Raw genomic sequence first — 25,143 nt, 5'->3', positions numbered from 1 at the left:
TCCCGGGCACGGAGCGGGTGGGACGGCAGGCTGGAGTGACAAACAGGCCTCCCCCGGGCGGCGGTCGAGCGGTCGTGCTGGTCGGCGGCCACTATAGAGGCGGAGGTTCCGCCTCTGCCGGTTTTCTCCAAGCTGAGCAATTCCTTTACCACCAGCTGAAACTGACTTACCGTCAGTCGGCCTTGACGCGGTGTGCGCGCGGCGGCAGGCTGGCGCCCAGTGATCGCCGAGACCGTCGGCGCGGGAGCCGGGGAGGGGCGCGATGACAAGGGCGGTGCTCGCCGTCGACCAGGGCACGTCCGGCACCAAGGCCCTGGTGATCTGCCCCGAACGCGGCGTCATCGGCACCGGTTTCGCCGAGGTGCGCCCCCGGTACCTGCCCGGCGGCCGGGTGGAGGCCGACCCGGAGGAACTGTACGGCTCGGTGGTCGACGCCGGCCGCCGCGCCCTGGACCGGGCCGGCGAGCCGGTCGCCGCGCTGGGCCTGGCCAACCAGGGCGAGACCGTACTGGCCTGGGACCCGGACACCGGCCGCCCCCTGACCGACGCGCTGGTCTGGCAGGACCGCCGCGCCGCGTCCGTGTGCCAGGAACTCGCCCCTTACGGCGAGGAACTGCGGCACCTGACCGGGCTGCCCCTCGATCCGTACTTCGCCGCGCCGAAAATGGCCTGGATCCGACGGCACCTCACCCGCGAGGGACGTGTCACCACCTCCGACGCCTGGTTGGTCCACCGGCTCACCGGCGTCTGCGCCACCGACGCCGCGACCGCCTCCCGCACCCAGCTCCTCGACCTCGACCGCACCGCGTGGTCGCCGCGCGCACTGGAGGTGTACGGGCTGACCGGCGAACGGCTCCCGGACGTCGTCGACAACGCCACCCACGTCGGGACGACCACGGTGTTCGGCCCCGAACTCCCGCTCACCGGCCTCGCCGTCGACCAGCAGGCCGCCCTCCTCGCCCAGCGCGTCACCGAACCCGGAACCGCCAAGTGCACCTACGGCACCGGCGCGTTCCTCCTCGCCCACACCGGCGACACCCCCCGGCGGGGCGCCTCGGGCCTGGTCAGCTGTGTCGCCTGGCGGCTGGGCGGACGGACGAGCCACTGCCTCGACGGGCAGGTGTACACGGCGGCGTCCGCCGTACGCTGGCTCACCGACCTCGGCGTCATCGCCGGCGCCGCCGACCTCGACACCGTGGGCGGCACGGTGCCGGACTCCGGCGGCGTCACCTTCGTCCCGGCGCTCGCCGGGCTCGCCGCCCCCTGGTGGCGCGGCGACCTGCGCGGCTCGCTCACCGGCCTCGGCCTCGACACCGGCCCCGGGCACCTGGTGCGCGCCCTGTGCGAGGGCCTGGCCGCCCAGGTCGTCGAACTCGCCGACGCCGCGGCCACCGACCTCGGCGGCCCGCTCACCGTCCTGCGCGTCGACGGCGGACTGACCCACTCGGCGCTGCTCATGCAGACACAAGCCGATCTGCTGCAACGCCCCGTGGAGGTGTCCGCCCTGCCGGACGCCACCGCGCTCGGCGCCGGCGCGCTGGCCCGGCTGGGCGCGGACCCGGGCCTGACGGTCGCCGAGGCACTGCCCGACGCCCGGCCGGCCGCCGTGTACGAACCCCGCGTCACCGCCGACGAGGCCGCCGAACGCCTCGCCCGCTTCCGCACGGCGGTCGCCGCGCTGCTCGCGGGGAGCCCGGCATGACGGTCACCGCCTCCGGCCCCCTGCCCACCGACCCGTACGACGTGGCGATCGTCGGCGCCGGTGTGGTCGGCTGCGCGATCGCCCGCCGGCTCGCGCACCACCCGAGTCTGCGCGTCGCCCTCGTCGAGGCGCAGGACGACGTCGGGCAGGGCACCTCGAAGGCCAACACGGCCATCCTGCACACCGGTTTCGACGCCGTGCCCGGCTCCCTGGAGGCCCGGCTCGTCCGCGAGGGCGCCCGGGAACTCGCCGCGTACGCCGCCGAGTCGGGCATTCCGGTGGAGCCCGTCGGCGCGCTGCTGGTCGCCTGGGACCAGGAGCAGCTCGCGGCCCTGCCCCGCCTCGCCGAGAAGGCCGAGCACAACGAGTACCACGCCGCCCGCATCCTGGACGCCGCCGACCTCTACGACCGCGAACCCCACCTCGGCCCCGGCGCGCTCGGCGCCCTCCACGTACCCGGCGAGAGCGTCATCTGCCCGTGGACGACGACCCTGGCCTACGCCACCCAGGCGGTCCGCGGCGGAGTCGACCTGCACCTCAACGCGCCGGTCGAGCAGGCCGGCCACACGCACGGCCTCCACCGGCTGACGACCCCGCGCGGTCCGCTGCACGCCCGCCGGCTCGTCAACGCGGCCGGACTGCACGCCGACACCCTCGACCGGCGGCTCGGCCACGACGACTTCACCGTCACCCCGCGCCGGGGCCAGCTCATCGTCTACGACAGGTTCGCCCGCGCCCTCGTCCGCCACATCCTCCTGCCCGTCCCCACCGCACTCGGCAAGGGCGTCCTGGTCGCCCCCACCGTCCACGGCAACGTCCTGCTCGGCCCCACCGCCGAGGATCTCGACGACAAACACGCCACCGAATCCACCGCCGAGGGCCTGCACGGGCTGCGGGAACAGGGCCGCCGCATCCTGCCCGCGCTGCTGGAGGAAGAGGTCACCGCCGTCTACGCCGGCCTGCGGGCCGCCACCGGGCACGACGACTACCGGATCACCGCCCACCCCGGCCAGGGATACGTCACCGTCGGCGGTATCCGTTCCACCGGGCTCACCGCCTCCCTCGCCATCGCCGCGCACGTCACCGGTCTGCTCGCCGGCCTGGGGCTCGACCTCGGCCCGTGGCGCCCGCCGGACCCCGTCCGCATGCCGGGCCTCGGCGAGTCCTGCCCCCGCCCCCACCAGCGGCCGGACCTCGTGGCCGCCGACCCGGAGTACGGCACCCTGGTCTGCCACTGCGAACGCGTCTCCCGCGGTGAGATCCGCGACGCCCTCGCCGGCCCGATCCCGCCCCGCTCCCTCGACGGACTGCGCCGCCGCACCCGGGCCCGGGCGGGCCGCTGCCAGGGCTTCTACTGCGGGGCCGAGGTACGGGCGCTGTTCGAGGAGGCCCAGGGATGACCCGGCAGGTCGACGTCCTGGTGGTGGGGGCCGGCCCCGCCGGACTCGTGGCCGCGTCCCTGCTCGCGGTGACCGGCGCACGCGTCGAGGTCCTGGAACGGGAACGGCAGGCCGGGGGAGTGCCCAGGCACTGCGCGCACCGGGGCTTCGGCGCCTGGCCGCACACGCTGACCGGCCCGGCCTACGCCCGGCTGCTCGCCGACGCGGCCGTGCGCGCGGGAGCGGACGTACGGACCGGCGTCACCGCCCTCGACTGGGCGGGCCCACGCTCGCTCGCCACCGTCGGACCGGACGGCCCGGAGACCGTCGCCGCCCGGGCGGTCGTCCTGGCCACCGGCGCCCGCGAACGCCCCCGCGCCGCACGCCTCGTCCCCGGCACCCGCCCGGCCGGCGTGTACACCACCGGCGAACTCCAGCAGGCCGTCCACCTCCACGGACAGCACATCGGCAGCCGCGTGCTGATCGTCGGCGCGGAAGACGTCTCCTACGCCGCCGCCGACACCGTACGGACCGCCGGCGCCCGGGTCGTCGCCCTGGTCACGGACCGGCCCCGGGCCCTGACCCGCCCCGCGCGCGCACTCGACGCCCGCCTGCGCCACCGCATCCCCCTCCTCACCGGCACCGCGGTCACCGAGCTGCTCGGCCACGGACGCCTGTCGGCGGTGCGCGTGCGCCACCACGACGGCCGTACGGCGACGCTGTCCTGCGACACCGTCGTGTTCACCGGCGACTTCGTCCCCGAGCACGAACTCGCCCGGCGCGGCGCGCTCACCCTGGACCCCGGCACCCGCGGCCCCGCCGTCGACGGTGCCCTGCGCACCTCGCGGCCCGGCGTCTTCGCGGTCGGCAGCGTGCTGCACGCCGTGGAGAGCGCGGCGACGGCCGCCCGCGAGGGCGCGTACGCCGCGACCGCCGTACGGGACCGGCTCGCGCGGGACACCGGGTGGCCCGGCGGCGTCCCCCTGATCGCCGAACCTCCCCTGGGCCGCATCACCCCGAACCGGGTCACCCCGGCAGACTCCTTCCCGTACCTCCTGCGCACGACGACACCGCTGACCCGCCCGGTCCTGCACGTCACCCAGGACGGCCGCCCGCTCCACCGCGAACGGCCCACCCGCACCGCGGCCGTCCCGCACCGCCCCCTGACGCTGACCGCACGCTGGACCCACCGGGTCGACCCGGAGGGCGGACCGGTACGCGTCACGGTCACCTGAGGCGCACCGGGCACGCGGCGGTGCCCGGGTTGCCCGGGTGCGCGTGGGCCTTCTCGCCGCCGCCCGGCACGAGGACGATGCCGTGCGAGCCGCCGTCGTGGACCTTCGGTTCCGCCGTCCGCGAGGGCCGGGAGGCCGGCGGGGCCGGGGCGCCGCCCGGCCTCAGATCACCTTCGTCCGGACCAGCGCCGCCAGCGTCAGCGCACCCGGCAGGAGCGGCAGCCAGACGGTCAGGAGCCGGAACGCGAGCACCACCGCCGTGGCCACCGCGGCCGGACCGCCCGCCGCCACCAGCGCCACGACCAGCGCCGCCTCGACCGAGCCGACACCGCCCGGCGCGGGCACCAGCGCGACCGCGATCGTCGCCGCCAGGTAGGCCACCGCCATGTGGCCGGGCGGCACCGGCAGCTCCAGCGCCCGGCCGACCAGGACCAGCGCGGCGGCCTGGAGCGCGGGGAAGGCGAGCGCGCCGCCCCACAGCATCAGCGCCCGCGCCGGACGGGCGTGCACCGAGCGGGCCTCGCCCAGCGCCGTCCGCAGGAAGGAGACCACCGACGCACGCACGCGGGGCAGCAGCGCCAGGACGCCCGCCGCCACCACCGGCACGGCGCCCGCGGTGACCAGCAACGGCCCGGTCGCCGCCCCGGGCGACAGGGTGCCGAGTCGCAGCGCGCCGGGGAACGCGATCAGCAGGGCACCCAGCAGGGCGAGCCGTCCGACGCCCTCCGCCAGCAGGTACAGGGCGAGGGCGGCCGACGAACGGGCGAGCGACAGCCCGCACACCGTCATGAACCGGAGGTTGACCGCGCTCGCGCCCAGCCCCGTCGGCAGCAGGTGGTTGGCCGCCCCCGCCGCGAACTGCGTGGCGAGCAGCCGCCGCCCGGGCAGCCGCTCCACCACGGCACCCTGCCGGGTGCAGGCCGCGGCGACCCACGTCAGACCGGTCGCGCCGGCCGCGGCCAGCAGCCAGGGCCACCGGGCCGTGGCGAGGTGGCCGAAGCCCTCCGCGAGCACGGACCGGTGCCGCACCGCGACCACGGTGACCAGCAGCAGCGGGAGCACGCAGAGGGACCGCCGGATGCGGCGGGCGGGGCCGCTCCGGCGGACCGGGACGCGTCCGGAGAGGGACTGCTCGGGAAGAGGCACCGCTGTCACACCACCAGAGACTCCCCCAGCCGTGCCAACCACGGATGTCCGACGCGCGGACGGGGGCTTACGGACCGCGGGCGACCGGCCCACCCCGGGAGTCCTGACCTCAAGCCCGGGAGTCTTGACCTCAAGGTTGATTGAGGTTCTACCGTCATGAACATGAGCATGGAGACCACCGCCTGGACCCAGCTGCACAGCGTCATGAACGCCGAGCAGGAGCGCCGTCCGCTCGCCCGCGCGACGCTGCGCCGCATCGGCGCGTTCGCCCGTCCGCACCGCCGCCGCATCACCCGGTTCGTTCTGCTGGGGGTGGTGACCGCGCTGCTCGCCGTCGCCACCCCCGTACTGGCCGGACGCGTCGTGGACGCGATCGTGTCGGGCGACGACGAGGGGACGGTCGTCCGCCTCGCCCTCCTGATCGCGCTCATCGCCGTCGCGGAGGCGGCGCTCGGCATCGTCTCCCGCCGGCTCTCGGCGATGCTCGGGGAGGGACTCATCCTCGACCTGCGCACGGCTGTGTTCGATCATGTGCAGCGCATGCCGGTCGCGTTCTTCACCCGTACGCGTACGGGAGCCCTGGTCTCCCGTCTCAACAACGACGTCATCGGGGCCCAGCGGGCCTTCAGCAACACCCTGTCCGGCGTGGTCAGCAACCTGGTCACCCTCCTGCTCACCCTCGCCGTCATGCTCACCCTGTCCTGGCAGATCACCCTGCTCGCCCTCGTGCTGCTGCCGGTGTTCGTGCTTCCGGCCCGGCGCATGGGACGCCGCATGGCCCGCATGCAGCGCGAGGCGGCCACCCTCAACGCCGCGATGGGCACCCGGATGACCGAGCGCTTCTCGGCACCCGGCGCCACGCTGATCAAGCTGTTCGGCCGCCCCGAGGAGGAGTCGGCCGAGTTCGCCGACCGCGCCCGACGCGTCGCTGACATCGGCGTCCGCACGGCGACCGCACAGGCGGCCTTCATCACCGCGCTCACCCTGGTCTCCGCCCTGGCCCTCGCCCTCGTCTACGGCCTCGGCGGCTGGTTCGCCCTGCGCGGCACCCTGGACCCGGGCGCCGTCGTCGCGCTGGCGCTGCTCCTGACCCGCCTGTACGCGCCGCTCACCGCGCTCGCCGGGGCCCGCGTGGAGGTGATGAGCGCCCTCGTCAGCTTCGAGCGGGTCTTCGAGGTGCTGGACCTGCCCCCGCTCATCGACGAGAAGCCCGACGCCCGTCCGGTGCCCGACGGCCCGGTCGCGGTCGAGTTCGACGACGTCCGCTTCGGCTACCCGTCCGCCGACAAGGTCTCCCTGGCCTCCCTCGAGGAGGTCGCCTCCCTCGACACCCGGGGCGGCGCCGAGGTCCTGCACGGCCTCTCCTTCCGCGCCGAACCGGGGCAGACCGTCGCGCTCGTCGGGTCCTCGGGCGCCGGCAAGTCGACCACCGCCGGGCTGCTGCCGCGCCTGTACGACACCGACGGCGGCACCGTGCGCGTCGGCGGCGTCGACGTCCGTGACCTGAGCGCACGGTCACTGCGCGACACCGTCGGCATGGTCACCCAGGACGGCCACCTCTTCCACGACACGGTCCGGGCCAACCTGCTGCTGGCCCGCCCCGGGGCCACCGACGCCGAGCTGTGGGACGCGCTGCGCCGCGCCCGCCTGACCGACCTCGTACGGTCCCTGCCCGACGGCCTCGACACCGTGGTCGGCGAGCGCGGCTACCGGCTCTCCGGCGGTGAGCGCCAGCGCATGACCATCGCCCGGCTGCTGCTGGCCCGCCAGCGCGTCGTCATCCTCGACGAGGCCACCGCCCACCTCGACAACACCTCCGAGGCCGCCGTCCAGGAGGCCCTCACCGAGGCCCTGGAGGGCAGGACGGCCATCGTGATCGCACACCGGCTGTCCACCGTCCGGGCGGCCGACCAGATCCTGGTGGTCGAGGCCGGCCGCATCGTGGAACGCGGCACGCACGAGGAACTCCTGGCCGCCGGTGGCCGCTACGCCCAGCTGAGCCGTACGCAGTTCGGGCCGCGAGCGCTGGACCAGGCGCCGAAGGCGCGGGAGGGGGGTTCGCCGGACGAGGCCGGAAAGGCCGCGTAGGTGCTACCGCGGGCCGGGCGATCCGGCCCGCACCGGCAGGTCCTGCTCCGCCCGGACGACCTTCTGGTCGGGCGTGCGGCACGAGCCCCGGCGCCGGCACGGCATGTCGGTCAACTGGCGGACGCCGTCGACGGGTTGTGGAGGACGGCGTTCCCCGCGCAGCCACGGTCGTTCCCGCTCGCGTTCGCCTCCTCCCGGGGCCTCCTGCCCCGATTCTGCCTCCCCTCGGGGCGGCCGGCGACGGCGGCGCCGCGACCGGTCGGCCCGCCGGCCGGGGGGCCGACCGCGTCACCTCAGGCGCGCAGCCACACCGCCGTGTCCCGCGGCAGCCGGCCGTCCGCGTCGAGGGGCCCGCTACCGAGCAGGAGCGTGTCGTGCGCGGGCAGCCCGACGGGCTCCTCGGCCAGACTGACGACGCAGATCAGGCCGCCCGCGCGGGCGAACGCGAGCACGCCGTCCGGTGCGGGCAGCCAGCGCAGGGGGCCGTCACCGAACCCCTCGGTGGAGCGCCGCAGGCGCAGCGCCTCGCGGTAGAGCGAGAGCATCGACTCCGGGTCGTCGCTCTGGCGGTCCGCCGCGTACGCCGGCCAGTCCTCCGGCTGCGGCAGCCAGGGCTCCGTCCCGGAGCCGAAACCGCAGTACGGGGCGTCGGCCGACCAGGGCAGCGGGACCCGGCAGCCGTCCCGGCCGGGGTCGGTGCCCCCGGAGCGGAAGTGCATCGGGTCCTGGATGCGGCCGAGCGGGACGTCGGCCTCGGGCAGGCCGAGTTCCTCCCCCTGGTACAGGTAGACGGAGCCGGGCAGGGCCAGCGTCAGCAGCGCGGCGGCGCGGGCGCGCCGGGTCCCGAGCGCGAGGTCGGTCGGGATGCCGAAGGCCTTCTTCGCGAAGTCGAAGCCGGTGTCCTCACGGCCGTACCGGGTCACGGTCCGGGTCACGTCGTGGTTGCAGAGCACCCAGGTGGCGGGGGCGCCGACGGGAGCGTGCTCGGCGAGGGTGTCGTCGATGGTGCGACGCAGCCGGTCCGCTTCCCAGGGGCAGGACAGGAAGTTGAAGTTGAAGGCGGTGTGCAGTTCGTCGGGCCGCAGGTAGCGGGCGAAGCGTTCAGAGTCGGGCAGCCACACCTCACCCACGAACACGGCCCCGTACTCGTCGGCGATCGCGCGCCAGGAGCGGTAGATGTCGTGCAGTTCGTCCAGGTCGATGTACGGGTGCGGGTCGACCCCCTCCTGGAAGTCCGCGAGCGCCGGGTCCTTCGCCAGCAGGGCGGCGGAGTCGATGCGCACGCCGGCGACGCCGCGTTCGAACCAGAAGCGCAGCACGTTCTCGTGCTCCTGGCGCACCTCGGGGTGGGCCCAGTTGAGATCGGGCTGCTCCGGGGTGAAGAGGTGGAGGTACCACTCGCCGTCGGGGACCCGGGTCCAGGTGCGGCCGGAGAACTGGGAGGGCCAGTTGTTGGGCGGGAGCTCACCGTGCTCGCCGCAGCCGGGGCGGAAGTGGAAGCGCTCCCGCGCGGCGCCGCCCGGCCCGGCCGCCAGCGCCTCCTGGAACCAGGCGTGCTGGTCGGAGACGTGGTTGGGGACGATGTCCACGATGGTGCGGATGCCCAGCTCCCGGGCCTCGGCGATCAGCTTCTCGGCCTCGCCGAGGGTGCCGAAGGCGGGGTCGATCACGCGGTAGTCGGCGACGTCGTACCCACCGTCGACGAGCGGCGAGACGTACCAGGGGGTGAACCAGACGGCGTCCACGCCGAGTTCGGCGAGGTACGGCAGTCTTGCCCGGACGCCCGCGAGGTCACCGGTGCCGTCGCCGTCTCCGTCGGCGAAACTGCGGGGGTACACCTGGTAGATGACGGCGTCGCGCCACCAGTCTGCGGTGCGGTGCGGGGGAGGGGCTGCCACGTGACGGTCCTTTCGGGCAGGGGTGGTCTTCGCCGCCGGCCCGGACAGCGGGGCGTCGGACGGGCCGGCGGCGAAGGCTTGACGGGGCGAGCGTGCGGGCGGGGGCGTGCGGGCGGGCCGGGGCCTCAGCCCTTGAGTCCGCCTGCGGTGAGTCCGCTCATGATGTTGCGCTGGAAGATCAGGAAGATGATCAGCGTCGGCAGGGAGGCCAGGGTGAGCGCGGCGATCAGCACGTTCACGGGCACGCCGTTGGACAGGGAGTAGATTCCGACGTTCAGCGTCTGCCTGGACGGGTCGGGCAGCGTCAGCATGGGCCAGAGGAAGTCCTTCCAGACGCCCACGATCGCGAAGATGGACACCACGCCGAGGATCGGCCGCGAGATCGGCAGGACGATCGACCGGAGCGTGCGCATCGGCGAGGCGCCGTCCATGGCGGCGGCGTCCAGCAACTCCTTCGGGATCGAGTCGAAGAACCGCTTCAGCAGGAAGATGTTGAAGGCGTTCGTCACCGACGGGAGCCAGATGGCCCACGGGGTGTTGAGCAGGTTGCGTTCGAAGACCGGCACGTCGAGCACCGTCAGGTACTGCGGCACGACCAGCACGGTCGCCGGGATCATCAGCGTCGCCAGCATCATGCCGAGGATGGCCTTGCCGAAGACCGGGCGGAGCTTGGACAGGGAGTACGCCGCCGCCACGTCCAGGACCAGTTGGAAGGCGAGCGCGCCGAAGGCGTAGAACAGGGTGTTCCACAGCAGGCCGGCCAGGTCCATGACCTCCCACGCCCGCGAGTAGTTCTCGGGCCGGAAGGAGTCGGGGACCAGGGTCGGCGGTGTCCGGACGACTTCCTGGGTGTCCTTGAACCCGCTGGAGACCATCCAGTACATCGGGCCGAGGAAGACCACGGTGAAGACGGTGACGACGACGCCGAGCGTCACCCAGTAGAGGATCTTGCCGCGCGGCCTGGCGAGCTGGGCCGGCGAGATGAGTGTGCGTGTGGACATCAGTGGTTCCCCCCGGGGCCTACTCGTCCTCGGCGCGGCTGAGCTTCACGTACACCGCCGAGAATCCGGCGAGGAGCACGAGGAGGAGCAGGCCCAGGGCCGCCGCGGCGCCGTAGTTGTTGAAGTTGAAGGCGTACTGGTAGATGAGGTACACCACGGTGGTGGTCGACCCCTCGGGGCCGGCGCCGCCGGTGAGCAGGAAGGGCTCGACGAAGACCTGCATGGTGGCGATGACCTGCATCAGCAGCATCAGCGAGAGGATGAGCCGTGTCTGCGGGATCGTCACGTGCCAGATCTTGCGCAGCAGCCCCGCCCCGTCGAGTTCGGCCGCCTCGTACAGCTCTCCCGGGATGCCCTGGAGCGCGGCCAGGTAGATGAGGGCCGCGCCGCCCATGTTCATCCAGGTCGACGCGACGACCACGGAGAGCATGGACAGGCCGGGGTCCTGGAGCCACTGCTGCTCGGGCAGCCCGACGGCGCCGAAGAGCTCGTTGAGCAGGCCGTAGCCGGGGTCGTACAGGTACTTGAAGAGCAGCACGGCGGCGACCGGGGGCAGCATCACGGGCAGGTACACCAGCAGCCGCAGGTATCCCTTGCCGTGCCTGAGTTCGTTGATGACGAGCGCGACGACGAACGGCACGGCGAACCCGAGGACCAGGGCCAGCACGGTGAACAGCAGGGTGTTGCGCCACGCCTGCCAGAAGGCCGGGTCGTCGACGACCGTGCGCAGGTTGTCCAGGCCGACCCAGGAGACCTCGCCCTGGTCCGTCTTCTGGAAGGCGAGGAAGAACTCCCGGACCATGGGGTACCAGGAGAACAGCGCGAAGCACAGGACCGCTCCGATCAGGAAGCCGTGCGCGGTGAGATTGCGCTTCAGACTTTTGCCGAAGGCCCCGCCGGGCGGGGACGGGCCGTCCACCGGTGGCTGGGAGTGGCGGGCTCTCGCCGCCTTGCTCGGGGTCAGGCTGGGGGCCGACATCGTCGCTCCTCGGGGCTGGTCTCATGGGCCCCGGGGGGCGATGCGGCCCGCCCCCCGAGGGAGCCGGTCACTGCGTGGCCAGGACCTGGTCGACCTGCTGCTCGGCGGTGGAGAGCAGCTTGTCGATGTCGGCGTCCTCGTTGGTGAGGATGCCGGACATCACGTTGTCCAGGACCTTGTAGACCTCCTGCGCCTTCGGCGGTTCGGCCTTGCCCGGGACCGGGTTGTCCATGAACGTCCTGAAGTTCGCGACCGGCATGGTGGCGTGCTCGACCCGGGCCGCGTCGTCCTTGGCCTTCGACTCGTTCAGCCAGAAGTTGGGCTGCGGGAGGCCGACCGGCAGCTTGTCGGCCTTCTTGCGGGCCCAGTTGAACTGGCCCTCGCCGACGGTGAGGTTCTGGAAGTTCAGCCAGGCGATGCCGGCCTTGATCCTGTCGGGGGAGATCCCCTTCTTGATCATGTAGTTGTTGCCGCCGGCCAGGGTGTTCTTCCCGCCGGGGATCGGGCCCATCCCGAAGTTCTCGTAGTCGGCGCCGAGTTGCTGGACCATGTACGTGATGTCGTCGGGTGCGGCGAGGAACATGCCGAGCTTGTCGGTGGCGATCTGCTTCTGGAGGTCGCCCCACTTGAGCAGCTGGGTCTTGCCCATGCTCTCGTCCTCCCAGCGCATGGCGTGGAGGTTCTCGGCGACCTGCCTGCCCAGCTCGTCGTTGAACGCCGCCTTCCTGCCGCTCGCGTCCACGACCTCGCCGCCGAGGCTGTACATCTGGGCGGTGAAGTGCCAGCCTCCGGTGTTGCCCGCGCTGTACTCGCCGAAGCCGGCGATTCCGTCGCCCAGGCCGGCGATCTTCTTGGCGGCGGTGCGGACCTCGTCCCAGGTGCGCGGCGGGGCGTCCGGGTCGAGTCCGGCCCTCTCGAAGAGCTTCCGGTTGATCAGCAGGCCCATCGTGTAGTTGCTCGTGGGCAGGCCGTAGAGCTTGTTCTCGTGCTTGAGCGAGCCCAGCACGTCCGGGTCGATGTCCTTCAGGAGCGGGACCGTCTTGTCGTTGACGTACGCGGTGATGTCCTCGGCGCCGTCGTTGTCCAGCACCTGGGGCAGGTCGGTGAAGTACGTGTAGAAGACGTCGGGCTGCGACTTTGCCTTGAGCATCGCCGTGAAGCGCGGCGGCTCCAGGCACTGGCCCGGGGTGGAGCGGCCCTCGACGGTCACGTTCGGGTACGTCTTGTTGAACTCCTCGACGTCCTCCTTCCACTCCTCCAGCTCGGCCGCCTTCGCCGCCGGGGGCATGCAGTCGATGGTGATCGTCACCTTCGTCTTCGGGTCCAGCGGAGCGGCCGGGTCGGAGGACCCACTGCCACCCTCGGAACCGCCGTCGTCGCTGCTGCTCGTGCCGCAGGCGGCCAGAGCGGTCAGGGTGAGAGCGGAGACGAGCGTGATGGCGCCGGCACGGCGAGTACGGCGGAACCGAGCACTTCTCATGGGTGGTCCCCTTCGGGCATGAACGTGGAAGGCGCCCCACCGCCGATGCGTTGCGGGGCGCCGCTCACTCAACCACCGTGAACAAGGGGACGCAATATCTCGCGCTGATTTCGTAATTGTGTGACAGTGGACCGCAGACGGCGGGGATTCCGTTACCGGGCCGCCGCCTGTGCGGTGGAGCCGCGGACGACGAGTTCGGGCTCGAAGAGCAGCTCGCTGTGGGGTACCTCGCTGCCCTGGATCTGGGTGCAGAGCAGGTCGACGGCGGCGCGGCCCATGGCCTCGATGGGTTGGCGGACGGTGGTGAGCGGGGGTTCGGTGCAGGTCATGAAGGCGGAGTCGTCGTAGCCGACGACGGACACGTCGCGGGGTACGGCGAGTCCGCGCCGGCGGGCGGCGCGGACGGCGCCGAGGGCGAGGGGGTCGCTGGCGCAGATGATGCCGGTGACTCCGCGTTCCAGCAGTCGGGTGGCGGCTGCCTGGCCGCCCTCCAGGGCGAACATCGACCGTTCGACGAACTCCTCGGGCAGTTCCCGGCCGGTGGCGCCGGCGGCTTCCCGGGCGGCGGCCAGCTTCCGCCGGGAGGGGATGTGGTCGGAGGGGCCGAGGACCAGGCCGATGCGCTCGTGGCCGAGGGAGACCAGGTGCCGCCAGGACTGCTCCACGGCCACGGCGTCGTCGCAGGCGATGCACGGGAAGTCGAGGTCCGGGATGGAGGCGTTGATGAGGACCACGGGGATGTTGCGTTCCGCGAGCAGCCGGTAGTGGTCGTGCGGGGCGTCCGCCTGCGCGAACAGGCCGCCGGCGAAGACCACTCCGGACACCTGCTGCTGCAGCAGCAGTTCGACGTAGTCGGCCTCGGAGACGCCGCCCTTGGTCTGCGTGCACAGCACCGGGGTCAGCCCCTGCTGGGCCAGCGCGCCACCGATGACCTCGGCGAACGCCGGGAAGATCGGGTTCTGCAGCTCCGGGAGCACCAGCCCCACCAGCCGGGCCCGCTCGCCCCGCAGCTGCGTCGGGCGTTCGTAACCGAGCACGTCCAACGCGCTCAGCACGGACTGCCGGGTCGCCTCCGAGACTCCGGGTTTGTCGTTGAGGACCCGGCTGACCGTGGCCTCGCTGACCCCAACCTTCTTCGCTACTTGAGCAAGTCGTCGCGTCACGTACGCAAGACTAGCGCAAGCGATGCAAGGGGCTTGCGTGCCGGTTCGGGGTCACCGCGGGGGCAGCGACTCCCGCAGGGCCTGGGCGGTGTCCGAGGGGTCGTAGTCCTCGGGCACGCCCGGCACCAGGATGATGTCCCCCTTGATGTGCCGCGAGCGCAGCGGTGCGATCTCCTGGTACTCGTCGGAGTCCCACCAGGCCCGCGCCCGGTCGAGCGAGGGGAAGCCGATCATGACGACGTCCCCCGGCCAGTCGCCCTCCTTCACCTCGTGCCGCGCACCGTGCACGAGGAAGCGGCCGCCGTACGGCTCGAAGGTGGCGGTGATGCGGTCGATGTACTCGGCGACCTCCGGGTGCGGCGTGGCTTCCCGCAAGTGGGCTATGGCGTAGGCGGACATGACGTCCTTCCGGTCGGAGGGGCTTCGGCACGCCCGATCCTGCCGCAGGGCCGTCCCCCGGTCGATGACGTCGGAGGTAAGGACCGGTGGCGGGGGTCAGAGGCGAGGACAGGAGACCCGGGCGATCAACGGCAGATGGTCGCTGCCGGTGGCGGGCAGGGTGCGGACGTGACCGACGGTCGCCGAGCGGGCCATGACCTGGTCGATGCGGGCCAGCGGAAAGACGGCGGGGAAGCTGAGGGCGACGCCCCGCTCCGCCACGTTCAGCCGTGTGGTCAGGGGATCCAGCGCGCGGTCGTCGACCGTGCCGTTGAGGTCGCCCAGCAGGATCACCGTGCTCAGCTCCTCGGCCGCGACGGCACTGCCCAGCAGGGCGGCGCTCTCGTCGCGCCAGGAGGACGCGAGGCCGCCCGCCCCGACGCGGACCGAGGGCAGGTGCGCGACGTACACGGCGATCTCACCGCGCGGCGTGCGCACCGCGGCCCGCAGTCCGCGACGCCACTCCTGCGCGATGCCCCGCGGTTCGATGTCGACCGACCGGTCGCCGGTGAGCGGATGCTTCGACCAGAGCCCGACCGTGCCCCGGACCGCCCGGTACGGGTAGTGCGGCGCGAGCGTTCTCGCGTACACGTCGAGCGCCGGACGCACCAGCTCCTGGAGCGCGATGAGGTCGGGCTCGGCAGCGGCCAGCGCACGGGCCGTGCCCGCCGGGTCGGTGTTCTCGTCGCTGACGTTGTGCTGCACCACGACCAGGTCGTCGGGGCCGGAGCCCGGCGCGGGCAGGAGCAGCGGGCCGAAGAGGTGCGCCCAGGCCGCCACCGGCAGGAGCAGGGCCACCAGCGCGAGGGCCGAACGGCGCAGCAGCGCCAGGACGAGCAGTGCCACGACCACCAGGCCCAGCCACGGCAGGAAGGACTCCAGCAGACTGCCCAGCCCGACGGCGGTGTTGGGGACCGCGCCGTGGAACTCCAGCAGGGCGGCCGTCAGTACGGCGGACGAGGCGAGCGCCCGGCCCCGCGTCCAGGCCGACTCGCCCCGCACGCCCGCCCGTCGCGTCCACGCCGGGCGCCGCGCCCACCGCGGCGGTGCCGCCCGTACCACCGACGTCACCCGGCCCACCCACGTCACGCGGCCCGTCCGTTCCATCGTCACATCCCGTCCCTGGTCCTCGCCCGTCAGGACGCGTGGACGCGAGGACCGGGTTCCGCACGGGGCCACCGGTGGTCGGACGGAGGCCGGGCCGTCGACGCGCACGGGGGCCGGCGCGGAGGAGAGCGGGTCCTCTGCCTCCGCGCCGGCCCCCGGAGCGCCTGCTCGGCCGGGCCGCCGGAACGCTACGGCGTCGAGGACCCCGTGCCGGTCCCGGCCGACGGTACGGAGGTCTTGGCCACCCGGAACGTGTAGGTGCCGGACCCGACCGTCACCACGGTCGCCCGCCCGGCCTCGTCGTGGGCGACCTCGCGGATGCCGGCCACCGCGTCGAGCGGCCTCCCGGACTCTGTGACGGCGTGCCGGTGGTCGGAGGGGACGACGACCCGCGCCGTGGTGTTGACCGGCACGGTGACCTTCATCGTCAGACCGTCGTCCGTCACCCGCCACGCGCTCGACAGGAGTCCGTAGACGGTCCGGAGGCGTCCTTCTCCCGACGTCAGACCCCCTCCGATGCGCGGCTCGACGACGCTGCTGCGGTACCCCGGGGCGTCGATCCGGAGGCCACCGATGTGCTGGTGCATCCAGTCGGCGACCGCCCCGTAGGCGTAGTGGTTGAAGGAGTTCATGTCCACCGGCCCGAAGGAGCCGTCGGGCTGGATGGAGTTCCAGCGCTCCCAGACCGTGGTGGCGCCGTTCTTGATCTCATAACCCCACGACGGGTAGTCCTCCTTGAGGAGCAGCGTGTAGGCCAGGTCGTCCCGGCCGATGGCGGACAGCGCGGGCAGCAGCCAGGGGGTGCCGATGAAGCCGGTCCGCAGGTGGTTGTCCGTCCGGGCCAGCTTGGCCACGAACTTCTGGCCCGCCTTCACCCGCAGCGTCGCATCGGTGATCAGGTCCATGCCGAGGGCGAGGGCGTATCCGGTCTGCGAGTTCCCGAGCACCGTGCCGTCCGGGGCCACGTAGGCGTGGGTGAACGCGCGCCGCACGTCCTGGTGGAGGCCGGCGTACTCGTCCGCCTCGGCGTCGCGGCCGACGGCACGCGCCATCTCGGCCATCATCCGCACGTCCTGCGCCCAGACGGCCGTGCCGATCACGCCCTGGTCGGAGGGATCGTCGAGGTGCAGCCAGTCACCGGTGAAGAAGGTGGTCCGGCCGGTCTCCAGCAGGTCGGCGCCGGCGCTGCTGCGGGCGTGGTCGAAGAACTTCTTCATCGCGGCGTAGTTGTCCCGCACGATGCGGGTGTCACCGTGGGCCCGGTACACCGAGTAGGGCACCGTGATGACGGCGTCCTCCCAGCCCACGCCGCTGGCGTCGAACGCGCCGTTGGTCGACGGGACGACCGCCGGGATCGATCCGTCGTCCTTCTGCTCGTCGCGCACGTCGAGCATCCACTTGCCGAGGAAGGCGCGGGTGTCGCTCAAGTAGCCGGCGGTGGGGCCGAAGATGCCGATGTCGCCGGTCCAGCCCAGTCGCTCGTCGCGCGCGGGCGTGTCGGTGGGGATCGACAGGAAGTTGCCCCGGGCCCCCCAGGAGACGTTGCTGACGAGCTTGTCGAGCATGGCGTCGGAGGTGCGCAGCGTTCCGGTCGCGGGCAGGTCGGAGCCGAGGACGACCCCCTGCACGTCCGCCGCGGCGGGGGACCGGACCGGTCCGGAGATCTCGATGTACCGGAAGCCGTGCTGGGTGAAGGTCGGCTGGTAGGTGACGGTGCCGTCGGCGGCGAACGTGTAGTAGTCGGTCGCCAGGGCGGACCGGAGGTTCGCCGTGTACATCGTGCCGTCCCGGTTGAGCACCTCGGCGTGGCGGATCCGGACGGTCTGGCCGGCCTCGCCGGTCATCCTCACCCGCGGCACGCCCACCATGTTCTGCCCCAGGTCGTACACGGTCACGCCGCCGCCCGGCCGGGTGACGGCGACGGTGTCGAGGACCTGGGTCCGTCGTACCGGCTCGTCCGGCTGCGGTGACAGCCTGGCCGTGTCGGAGGGACGTACGACGACCGGCTCCCAGGCGGAGTCGTCGAAGCCGGCGCGGTCCCAGCCGGGCCGCTCGTGGCGCGCGTCGTAGGTCTCTCCGAGCTGGTTGTCCGTCACCACGAAGGGGCCCGGCGCCCACTTCCAGCCGTCATGGGTGTCCACCCACTGGACGCTGCCGTCGCCGTAGGTGATCCTCAGCCGCGCGACGAGCGCCAGGTCCGTACCGTACTGCCCCTTGCCAGCGAGCCCGACCTTCCCGGCCCACCAGCCGTCTCCGAGCCTGGCGCCGAACCCGTTTCCGCCCGCCCGGACCAGGTCCGTCACGTCGTAGGTCTGCGACTGGACGCGCTTGGCGTACTCGGTGTAGCCCGGCGCCAGGAACTGGTCACCGACCTTGCGGCCGTTGAGGGACAGTTCGTAGACGCCGTGGGCCGAGGCGTAGATCCGGGCGCTCCTGACGGTCTTGCCCGCGACGGTGGTGAAGCCGGTGCGCAGCAGCGGCTCGTGGTCCCGGGGCAGGACGAGGAGTGCGTCGGTGCCGCCCGTCACGGTGACCTGCCGGCCGCTGAAGGTCCCCGAGCCGAAGGGGTTGCTCGTGAAGTCTGGTTCGGCGAGCACCGTGCCGTCGGGCTCGGTGACCTTCAGCGCGGTGACGGTGGCCGATTCCGAGCCGTGCGTGCGCAACCCCACCCGGCCGTGGTCGAAGTCCGTCACCGTCCGGGTGTCGACGACCACACCGTCGAGGGTGGTGGTGACGGTGTCGCCGGCCAGAGCGTAGGTGACCTTGTGAGTCCCCGCGAGCAGGGCGTCCCGGGTGAAGCCGAAGGGCCGCAGGTCGACCGCCGCGAGCTTGGTGTACGCGCCCTTGACCCGGCGGTGCGGGGCCAGGTGGGGTACGGAGGAGCCCGAGGTGCCCACGTTGATCTGCCACATGTAGGCGTCGTCCGGTCCCTGGGCGCGCAGGAAGGTGCCGAAGGCCTCGCTGTTGAGCTTGAACTCCAGCGTCGCCTCGTAGTCGGTCCAGCTCCGGTACGACGGGGCCGGTCTGCCCACCCACGCCGCCGCCCCCCAGTGGTCCGCCGTGAGCAGCCCCGTCTCGAACCAGGCCGGCGCGCTCCAGCCGCTCGCGGTGCCCCTGTCGTCCCAGACCCGGACGCTCCAGTGGTACCGGGTGCCGGACCTGAGGCCCGGCCCGCCGTAGGCCACGTCCACCTGCTGGGAGGAGGCGACCCGGCCCGAGCGCCACACGTCGGCGGCGCGCGGTGAGGTACCGACCCTGATCTCGTACGCGGTCTGCGTGACGCCGCGCCGGGCCGACTCGGTCCGCCAGCCGAAGACCGGGTCCTGACCGGGGATGCCGAGGGGATCGACACGCCCGTTGGTCGTCAGTCCGCCCACGACGGGTGCGGCGGATGCCGGGGCGGTGGCGGCCGGCGGTGACATCACCAGGCCGACGAGCACCGCGAGACAGGTGCCCCAGGCGAGCAGTCGTCCCCTCGACCCGCCCCTCGGGGGTCTTGACGGGGAGGTGTGAGATGCCATGTGTCTCCCTGACGCGTCAGCGGGTCAGCCGTGTGTGCGGATTGATTTGAACGATTCAATCGGGGGGAGCGACGTAACCATAGGAGCTGACGGCGGGAGGGGCAACGGATCTGACGGGATCGATCGCGACGACTCCGATCGCGGGACGGGCAGGGGGCGCGCTCGTGTTTATCGATTCAAAACGCCACCAGGCGGGGGGCCGGCCCGGCCCGCGGCCGTCGCGCGGCGCGGGCCGCGGCGCCCCTACGGGCGGTCGCCGTCGCCGCCCGGTGCGGCGCGTACCGCCGCGCGGCGGATCTTGCCCAGCGAGCTCTTCGGCAGTGCGGAGACGAAGTCGACCATGGTGGGCACCTGGTGGGGGAGGAGGCGGGTCCTGCAGTGGGACGTCAGTTCCGCCGCGGGCAACGGAGCGCGGGCGACGACGGTGGCCCGGACCCGCTCCCCGGTGTCACCCGTCTCCTCGCCCCAGACCACCGCCTCGACGACCGACGGGTGGGCGAGGAGGACCTGCTCCACCTCCAGGGGGTTCACCTTCTTGCCGCCCACGTTGATGAAGGAGTCCTTGCGGCCGACCAGGTGCAGATGGCCCTCCGGGCCGAGGCGGGCCACGTCGCCGGTGGCGTACCAGCCGTCGCGCAGGGCCCACCGGGTGGCCTCGGGGTGGCCGAGGTAGTGCGTGAACATCGCCGGTGTACGGACCAGCAGCGCCCCCTCCTCGCCGCGCGGCACCTCCTGCCCGTGCGCGTCGACGACGCGGACCCGGACGCCGGGCAGGGGACGGCCCACACCGCGGTCCGGACCCTGGCCGTCCTCGGGCCGGTGCGCGGCGATGACTCCGGCCTCCGTGCAGCCGTAGACCTGATGGACGTCCAGTCCGAGCCGCTCCCTGACCCGCTGTGCCACGGCCGGTGGCAGGGCGGCTCCCGAGGAGAGGCACAGCCGCAGGGCGCGCGCCGGCCGTGGGGAGCGGGAGCCGACGGCCGCGCGTGTCGTCAGGTCGTAGACCATGGGGGCGGCGACCAGCACGGTGCAGGCGTGCTCGTCCAGGGCGCTCAGGAGCCGTGCGGGGGCGAAGCGGCCGAGGAGCACGAGCTGCGCCCCGGCCCGCAGCGCGGTGACCAGCCCGGCGACCATGCCGAAGGAGTGCAGCAGCGGTACGGCGGCCAGGACACGGTCCTCGTCGGTGACGCCGTAGGCGCGGGTGTAGATCTCGCCGCCGTTGACGAGGTTGCGCTGGGTGTGGACGGCCGCCTTGGGCTCCCCGGTCGAGCCGGAGGTGTACTGGTACAGGAAGGGGGCGTCGGGCGCGGCGGCGGCCGGTGGCTCGTCACCGCCGGGCTCCCGGGCGGCGCCCTGCCGTGCGGGCCGGCCCCCGGCGCCGTCGGGCTCGTCCACGGGGACGAGGACGCAGCCGTCGAGCGGGTCCTGTTCCCCGCCGTCGCCGAGCGCGCGGAGCCTCGCCCCATGTGCCGCGACGAAGAGGGTGCCCAACGCACCGTGCAGGGCCGCCAGCTGGGGACGGGTCGTGCCGGGTTCGAGGGGGACCAGGCGGGTTCCGAGGCGCGCGGCGGCGAGGAAGGCGACGACGCATTCGGGGGTGTTGTCCAGGAGCAGGGCCGCCGTGCCGTGCGGGGTGAGGCCGAGCCGGTTCCAGTGGCGCGCGGTGGCGCGCACCCGCTCGCGCAGCTCACCGTAGGTGAGGACGGCGTCCCCGCAGCGCACCGCGACGGCGCCCGGGCGGGCGCGGGCCGCGCTGTCGAGCAGGTGGTCGAGGGTCCCGGGAACGGGCACCGTCCCGGTGCCGGACGTGGTGGGCATCGCTCACGCCTTCCTCTCGGCGGCGGCGGACAGGGGGCGCGGGTCGTCGGCGGGGTCGGCGTCGGGCCGCTGGTGGCGGAAGTACCTGTCGTACAGGCGGCGGTAGGCGCCGTCGCGGGCGAGCAGGGTCATGTGGTCGCCCTCCTCGGTGATGCGTCCGTCGTCGACGACGACGATCGTGTCGGCCTTGCGGACGGTGGGCAGCCGGTGGGCGACGACGATGGTGGTGCGGTCCTTGGCGAGGGCGTCCAGGCCCTCCTGGATCTGGGCCTCCGTCAGGGGGTCGATGCTGGCCGTGGCCTCGTCGAGGATCAGCACCGGCGCGTCCTGGAGGAAGACCCGGGCCAGGGCGACGATCTGCCGCTGACCGGTGGACAGGTTGCGTCCGCCCTCGTCGGTGGGGGTGTCCAGGCCCTGCGGGAGCTGGGCCAGCCAGTCGCCGTCCGCCACCGCGCGTGCGGCGGCCTCGACCTCGTCGCGGGTGGCGCCCGGCCGTCCGCGGGCGATGTTGTCCGCGACCGTCCCGGAGAAGAGGAACGGGGTCTGCGTCACCACGCCGAGGCAGCGCCGGTACTGCTCGACGTCCAGGGTGCGCACGTCCTGTCCGTCGACCTCGATGCCGCCCTCCTGGAACTCGTAGGCGCGCGTGATCAGCCGGACCAGGCTGGACTTGCCGGCGCCGGTGTGACCGACGAGCGCCACGGTGCGGCCCGCCGGGACGGTCAGGCTCACGCCCTTGAGGACGGGGTGCCGGGGGTCGTAGCCGAAGTGGACGTCGCGCAGCGTGATCTCGCCGCGCAGGCGTGGCACGGGGAGGTGGTCGCGCTGGCGCACCGCGGGTTCGCGGTCGACGAGCGCGAAGACCCTTTCCCCGGCGGCCAGACCCTGCTGGAGCTGGCTCCAGAAGGAGGCGATGCTGGTGAGCGGTGACCAGAACAGGGCCAGCGCCTCCAGGAACAGCACCCACTCACCCGCCGAGACACTGCCGGAGTCCACGCCGTGGCCGCCCACCAGGACCACCGCGACCGTGCCCAGCCCGGTCAGCGAGATCAGCAGCGGGAAGATGCCGCTGAACATGCGGTTCAGCCGCACGCTCGCCCGGAACCAGCGGTGGTTGACCTCGTCGAGTCCGGCTTGCGCGGCCTGCTGGTGGCTGTGGTTGCGCGCCACGCTGATGCCGCGCAGGGTCTCCTGCACATAGCCGTTGACCTCGGCCAGTGCCTCCTGCTGCCGCAGGGAGGCGCTGCGCGCCGCGCGGCGGAAGGCCAGGCTGACGGCGACGACGACCGCGGCGACGAGGGACGTCACCAGGGCCAGCCCCACGTTGATCAGGAAGAGCGAGGTCAGCAGGATGACGATCATCAGTACCTGGCCGAGCAGGCTGAGCACCAGGCTGACCAGCGTCGCGAACGCCTGGGTGTCGTTGGTGACCCGGCTGACCACGACACCGGTGGCGTGGGTGTCGTGGAAGGTCATGTCCTGCCGCATGGCCGCCTCGAACACGCGCCGGCGCAGGCTGAGGACGACGTCGCTGATCAGGGTCCCGGCCATCCGCTCCTGGAGGTAGGTGAACGACCAGGCGACGGTGCCCGCGGCGAGGACGGCCGCCACCAGCCAGGCGACCCGGCCGTCGCCGTCGTCGCCCAGGGCCGAGTCGACGGTCCTGGCCAGCAGCAGGGGCACGGCGCTGCCCGCCGCCGCGGCGACGACCACGGCGACGGCCACGAACGCCACCGTGCCGCCCCTGCCTCGGAAGTACGGGGCGATACGGCGGGCCAGCTCGCGGTCCCGGTAGCGGCGGTCGTAGCCGTCCGCGTCGATGCCCTCCAGCAAGTGCGCCATCAGTGGCTCTCCTCCTCGGCACCCACGGTGCGCGGGTCGGTGGGGGCCGGCTCGTCCAGATAGGGCGCGAAGATCCGGCGGTAGAACGAGCAGTCCCGCAGGAGCTGTTCGTGGCTGCCCTGGCCGACGATCCGGCCGGCGTCCAGGACGAGGATGTGGTCCGCGGCACGGATACGGGACAGCCTGGGTGTGACGAGGAACGTGGTGCGCCCGGCCGAGGCCTGCCGCATGGCGCGTTGGATCTCGTGCTCGGTCGCGGCGTCGACGGCGCTGGTCGCGTCGTCCACGGCGAGGACGCGGGGGTCGGCCACCAGCGCGCGGGCGATGGCCAGGCGCTGGCGCTGTCCGCCGGACAGGGTGACGCCGCGTTCGCCGAGGACGGTGTCGTAGCCGTGCTCGCTCGCCGTGATGAAGTCGTGGGCCTGGGCGGTGCGGGCCGCGGCTTCCAGTCTGGCGCGGTCGTCCGCTCCGCTCTCCGCGCCGAGCGCGAGGTTCTCGGCGATGGTGCGGGAGAACAGCACCACGTCCTGCTCGATGACCGCGATCTGCGAGCGCAGCGACCTGGTGGCCCAGTCCGTGGTGGCGACCCCGTCGATCAGGACGCGCCCCTCGTCGGGGGTGTAGGTGCGGTTCAGCAGGTTCAGCAGCGTGGACTTGCCGCTTCCGGTGGCGCCGACGACGGCCACGGTGGTGCCCGGTGGCACCCGGAACGACACGTCGGACAGCACCGGCTTGCCGGGTTCGAAACCGAAGGTGACGTGCTCCATGGCGACGTCGCCGGTGACGGGCCCGGCGTGCCGGCCGTCCTGCTCGTCCTCGCCGTCCGGGTCGTCGACGACCTCCTTGATGCGCTGGGCTCCGGCCATGCCGAGGTAGATGAGCCCGATGCTGAAGGAGGCGAGCTGGGTGGGGGCCCGCAGGGTGCCCATCAAGCCCAGTACGGCGACGAGTTCCCCGATGCTCAGGGAGCCCCCGCGCAGCAGGACCACGGCGTGCACCAGGGCGCCCGCGGTGGCGAGGGTCAGCAGCAGCGGGGGCAGGGACAGCGCCTGGGTGCGGATCTGGCGCACGGAGGCGTCGCGGTAGGCCGTGGCCAGTTCGGTGAACCGGCGGCGCTCCTGGTCGACGCCGCCGGTCGACTCGACCACCTCGACCCCGGCGATGCTCTCGGTGGCCTGCGCCGTCATGTCGCCGAAGCGCTCGCGGGCCAGGTCGGACACGGGCTCCAGGCGCCGACCGTGCTCGACGAGGGCCACCGCGAACAGCAGGACGAAGGCGACCGGGGACAGCAGCAGCCGCGGATCGACCAGGGCGACGAAGACGATCGGCATCAGCACGTTGAGGGCCAGGTCGACCGCCATGTCGAAGCCGGGCGACACCATCAGGTTCAGCGACTCGGCGTCGCCGGTGGCGCGGGCGGACAGATCACCGACCCGGCGCCGGTTGAAGTAGCCCTGGCTCTTGCGGAGCAGACTGGCGAACACCTGGGCGCGCGCCTCGCGTTCCAGCCCGCTGGCGAAGGACTCCAGGCAGTAGGTGGCCACGATGCCGCCCACCGCCCGGACGACCACGAGCGCCAGCAGGCCGACGACGACGGCGTGGAAGGCACCGAAGTCGGGGGCGGTGCCGCTGTGGTCGAGGATCGCGTCGAAGGCCAGGCCGACGACCAGGGGGATGGCCGCGTTCAGCGACTGCCAGACGAGACTGCCCGTCAGGTGGAGGGCGATGTACGGCCGGAACGGCCGCATCTGCGCCAACAGCCAGCGGGGCACGCTGTCGTGCCCTCCGGTTCCGGACGTGGCGCCGCCCGGGCCCGCCGTGTCGGCCGGATCCTTCCCCTCGAGGACGGTCTCGGCGGTCATCGGCACTCCTTCTCAGGGGTCGGTGGTCGGGTCGCGTCAGGACCGGCACGGTCCGGAAAAAGCGATCGGCTCATGGTTTTCGGCCATGTTTCTCGAATTCCGGGACCCGACGCGCAGGGTTTTCCCGGCTCGGCCCAAAGGTGTCGCCGGGCCGTCGGCGGGGTGTCACGGCAAGCGCTGACCCCCTCCGACGCGTTCCGCGGGCGTGCCGCGTGCGGGAGGCCGAGTAAAGCGCCGGCCACGGACCGAGACCGGTACGTGATCACCCGGCGGGCGGTGAGGAGGCGTGGCCGGGGGCGCGGTGCGCCGCGCCCGACGGGCATCTCCCCTGCTCAGGGGGGCGTATCGGTGACGTCGTGGTGCGGGGTTCAGGTGTACGTCATCGGGATTTTCCGTGGCCGTGCAATGGGTGCGGGCTTGCCGTGGCATGGAAGGTACTTGTTTTCCGAGAAAAACGAAAGTCTGCCTCGGAGGTGTGAAATCA

Annotated in this window: 16 protein-coding genes; 4 read left to right on the top strand and 12 right to left on the bottom strand. The window is 73.0% G+C overall.

The features are described from left to right. Positions 1-262: 262 nt before the first annotated feature. The 3 genes from KUM32_RS34530 to KUM32_RS34520 are packed head-to-tail and all read left to right on the top strand — an operon-like array spanning position 263 to position 4,316. Positions 263-1,702, top strand: coding sequence for an FGGY family carbohydrate kinase (locus tag KUM32_RS34530; RefSeq protein WP_217145866.1), 1,440 nt, complete (start codon positions 263-265; stop codon positions 1,700-1,702). Continuing rightward, positions 1,699-3,102, top strand: coding sequence for an NAD(P)/FAD-dependent oxidoreductase (locus KUM32_RS34525; protein WP_217145865.1), 1,404 nt, complete (start codon positions 1,699-1,701; stop codon positions 3,100-3,102). Before KUM32_RS34530 ends, KUM32_RS34525 begins: the two co-directional genes overlap by 4 nt. Beyond that, entirely contained in the window at positions 3,099-4,316 is a 1,218-nt protein-coding gene (locus KUM32_RS34520) for an NAD(P)/FAD-dependent oxidoreductase (RefSeq protein WP_217145864.1), read from the top strand. Before KUM32_RS34525 ends, KUM32_RS34520 begins: the two co-directional genes overlap by 4 nt. A gap of 162 nt (positions 4,317-4,478) precedes the next feature. Here KUM32_RS34520 and KUM32_RS34515 read toward each other — a convergent pair whose 3' ends face one another. Further along, positions 4,479-5,378 (bottom strand): lysylphosphatidylglycerol synthase domain-containing protein, encoded by a 900-nt coding sequence (locus tag KUM32_RS34515; protein ID WP_308408797.1) that lies wholly within the window; start codon positions 5,376-5,378, stop codon positions 4,479-4,481. Between the two features lie 252 nt (positions 5,379-5,630). Between KUM32_RS34515 and KUM32_RS34510 the strand changes: the two genes are divergently transcribed. After that, entirely contained in the window at positions 5,631-7,550 is a 1,920-nt protein-coding gene (locus KUM32_RS34510; protein ID WP_217145973.1) for an ABC transporter ATP-binding protein, read from the top strand. 293 nt (positions 7,551-7,843) lie between these two features. Here KUM32_RS34510 and KUM32_RS34505 read toward each other — a convergent pair whose 3' ends face one another. From KUM32_RS34505 to KUM32_RS34455, 11 genes are all read right to left on the bottom strand, one after another. Further along, the gene (locus tag KUM32_RS34505; RefSeq protein ID WP_217145862.1) at positions 7,844-9,448 is read right to left on the bottom strand and encodes a glycoside hydrolase family 13 protein; all 1,605 of its coding nucleotides are present in this window, start codon (positions 9,446-9,448) and stop codon (positions 7,844-7,846) included. A 125-nt stretch (positions 9,449-9,573) separates the two neighbouring features. Continuing rightward, positions 9,574-10,449: a carbohydrate ABC transporter permease gene (locus KUM32_RS34500; protein ID WP_217145861.1), complete on the bottom strand. Its 876-nt coding sequence runs from the start codon at positions 10,447-10,449 to the stop codon at positions 9,574-9,576. 19 nt (positions 10,450-10,468) lie between these two features. Further along, a complete protein-coding gene (locus KUM32_RS34495; RefSeq protein ID WP_217145860.1) occupies positions 10,469-11,428 on the bottom strand; it encodes a carbohydrate ABC transporter permease in 960 nt (319 codons plus the stop codon). Positions 11,429-11,495: 67 nt separating this feature from the next. After that, positions 11,496-12,908: an ABC transporter substrate-binding protein gene (locus KUM32_RS34490; RefSeq protein WP_217145859.1), complete on the bottom strand. Its 1,413-nt coding sequence runs from the start codon at positions 12,906-12,908 to the stop codon at positions 11,496-11,498. A gap of 152 nt (positions 12,909-13,060) precedes the next feature. Further along, entirely contained in the window at positions 13,061-14,071 is a 1,011-nt protein-coding gene (locus KUM32_RS34485) for a LacI family DNA-binding transcriptional regulator (protein ID WP_217145858.1), read from the bottom strand. Between the two features lie 51 nt (positions 14,072-14,122). After that, positions 14,123-14,470 carry a DUF1330 domain-containing protein gene (locus tag KUM32_RS34480; protein ID WP_217145857.1) on the bottom strand — a complete coding sequence of 116 codons (348 nt, stop codon included), beginning with the start codon at positions 14,468-14,470 and terminating at the stop codon, positions 14,123-14,125. A 96-nt stretch (positions 14,471-14,566) separates the two neighbouring features. Beyond that, complete coding sequence (locus tag KUM32_RS34475) at positions 14,567-15,616, bottom strand: endonuclease/exonuclease/phosphatase family protein (protein WP_254406540.1); 1,050 nt, start codon at positions 15,614-15,616, stop codon at positions 14,567-14,569. A 188-nt stretch (positions 15,617-15,804) separates the two neighbouring features. Beyond that, a complete protein-coding gene (locus KUM32_RS34470; protein ID WP_217145856.1) occupies positions 15,805-19,137 on the bottom strand; it encodes an alpha-L-rhamnosidase in 3,333 nt (1,110 codons plus the stop codon). Positions 19,138-19,380: 243 nt separating this feature from the next. After that, a complete protein-coding gene (locus KUM32_RS34465; protein WP_217145855.1) occupies positions 19,381-20,955 on the bottom strand; it encodes a class I adenylate-forming enzyme family protein in 1,575 nt (524 codons plus the stop codon). Positions 20,956-20,958: 3 nt separating this feature from the next. Next, positions 20,959-22,797, bottom strand: a complete 1,839-nt coding sequence (locus KUM32_RS34460; protein WP_217145854.1) for an ABC transporter ATP-binding protein — start codon at positions 22,795-22,797, stop codon at positions 20,959-20,961. Next, complete coding sequence (locus KUM32_RS34455; RefSeq protein ID WP_217145853.1) at positions 22,797-24,659, bottom strand: ABC transporter ATP-binding protein; 1,863 nt, start codon at positions 24,657-24,659, stop codon at positions 22,797-22,799. The genes KUM32_RS34460 and KUM32_RS34455 overlap by 1 nt, the downstream gene beginning before the upstream one ends. Between the last annotated feature and the right edge of the window lie 484 nt (positions 24,660-25,143).

Source organism: Streptomyces sp. AC627_RSS907, from assembly GCF_019049165.1.
The sequence above is the reverse complement of the archived record's forward strand: the minus strand, read 5'-3'. Positions and strand labels throughout refer to the sequence as shown.

Excerpts from the sequence above, each read along its gene's own strand:
- KUM32_RS34480 (WP_217145857.1), bottom strand. The coding sequence starts at position 14,470 with ATGTCCGCCTACGCCATAGCCCACTTGCGGGAAGCCACGCCGCACCCG.
- KUM32_RS34455 (WP_217145853.1), bottom strand. The coding sequence starts at position 24,659 with ATGACCGCCGAGACCGTCCTCGAGGGGAAGGATCCGGCCGACACGGCG.
- KUM32_RS34500 (WP_217145861.1), bottom strand. The coding sequence starts at position 10,449 with ATGTCCACACGCACACTCATCTCGCCGGCCCAGCTCGCCAGGCCGCGC.
- KUM32_RS34470 (WP_217145856.1), bottom strand. The coding sequence starts at position 19,137 with ATGGCATCTCACACCTCCCCGTCAAGACCCCCGAGGGGCGGGTCGAGG.
- KUM32_RS34460 (WP_217145854.1), bottom strand. The coding sequence starts at position 22,797 with ATGGCGCACTTGCTGGAGGGCATCGACGCGGACGGCTACGACCGCCGC.
- KUM32_RS34525 (WP_217145865.1), top strand. The coding sequence starts at position 1,699 with ATGACGGTCACCGCCTCCGGCCCCCTGCCCACCGACCCGTACGACGTG.
- KUM32_RS34490 (WP_217145859.1), bottom strand. The coding sequence starts at position 12,908 with ATGAGAAGTGCTCGGTTCCGCCGTACTCGCCGTGCCGGCGCCATCACG.
- KUM32_RS34475 (WP_254406540.1), bottom strand. The coding sequence starts at position 15,616 with ATGGAACGGACGGGCCGCGTGACGTGGGTGGGCCGGGTGACGTCGGTG.
- KUM32_RS34520 (WP_217145864.1), top strand. The coding sequence starts at position 3,099 with ATGACCCGGCAGGTCGACGTCCTGGTGGTGGGGGCCGGCCCCGCCGGA.
- KUM32_RS34510 (WP_217145973.1), top strand. The coding sequence starts at position 5,631 with ATGGAGACCACCGCCTGGACCCAGCTGCACAGCGTCATGAACGCCGAG.
- KUM32_RS34465 (WP_217145855.1), bottom strand. The coding sequence starts at position 20,955 with ATGCCCACCACGTCCGGCACCGGGACGGTGCCCGTTCCCGGGACCCTC.
- KUM32_RS34495 (WP_217145860.1), bottom strand. The coding sequence starts at position 11,428 with ATGTCGGCCCCCAGCCTGACCCCGAGCAAGGCGGCGAGAGCCCGCCAC.
- KUM32_RS34530 (WP_217145866.1), top strand. The coding sequence starts at position 263 with ATGACAAGGGCGGTGCTCGCCGTCGACCAGGGCACGTCCGGCACCAAG.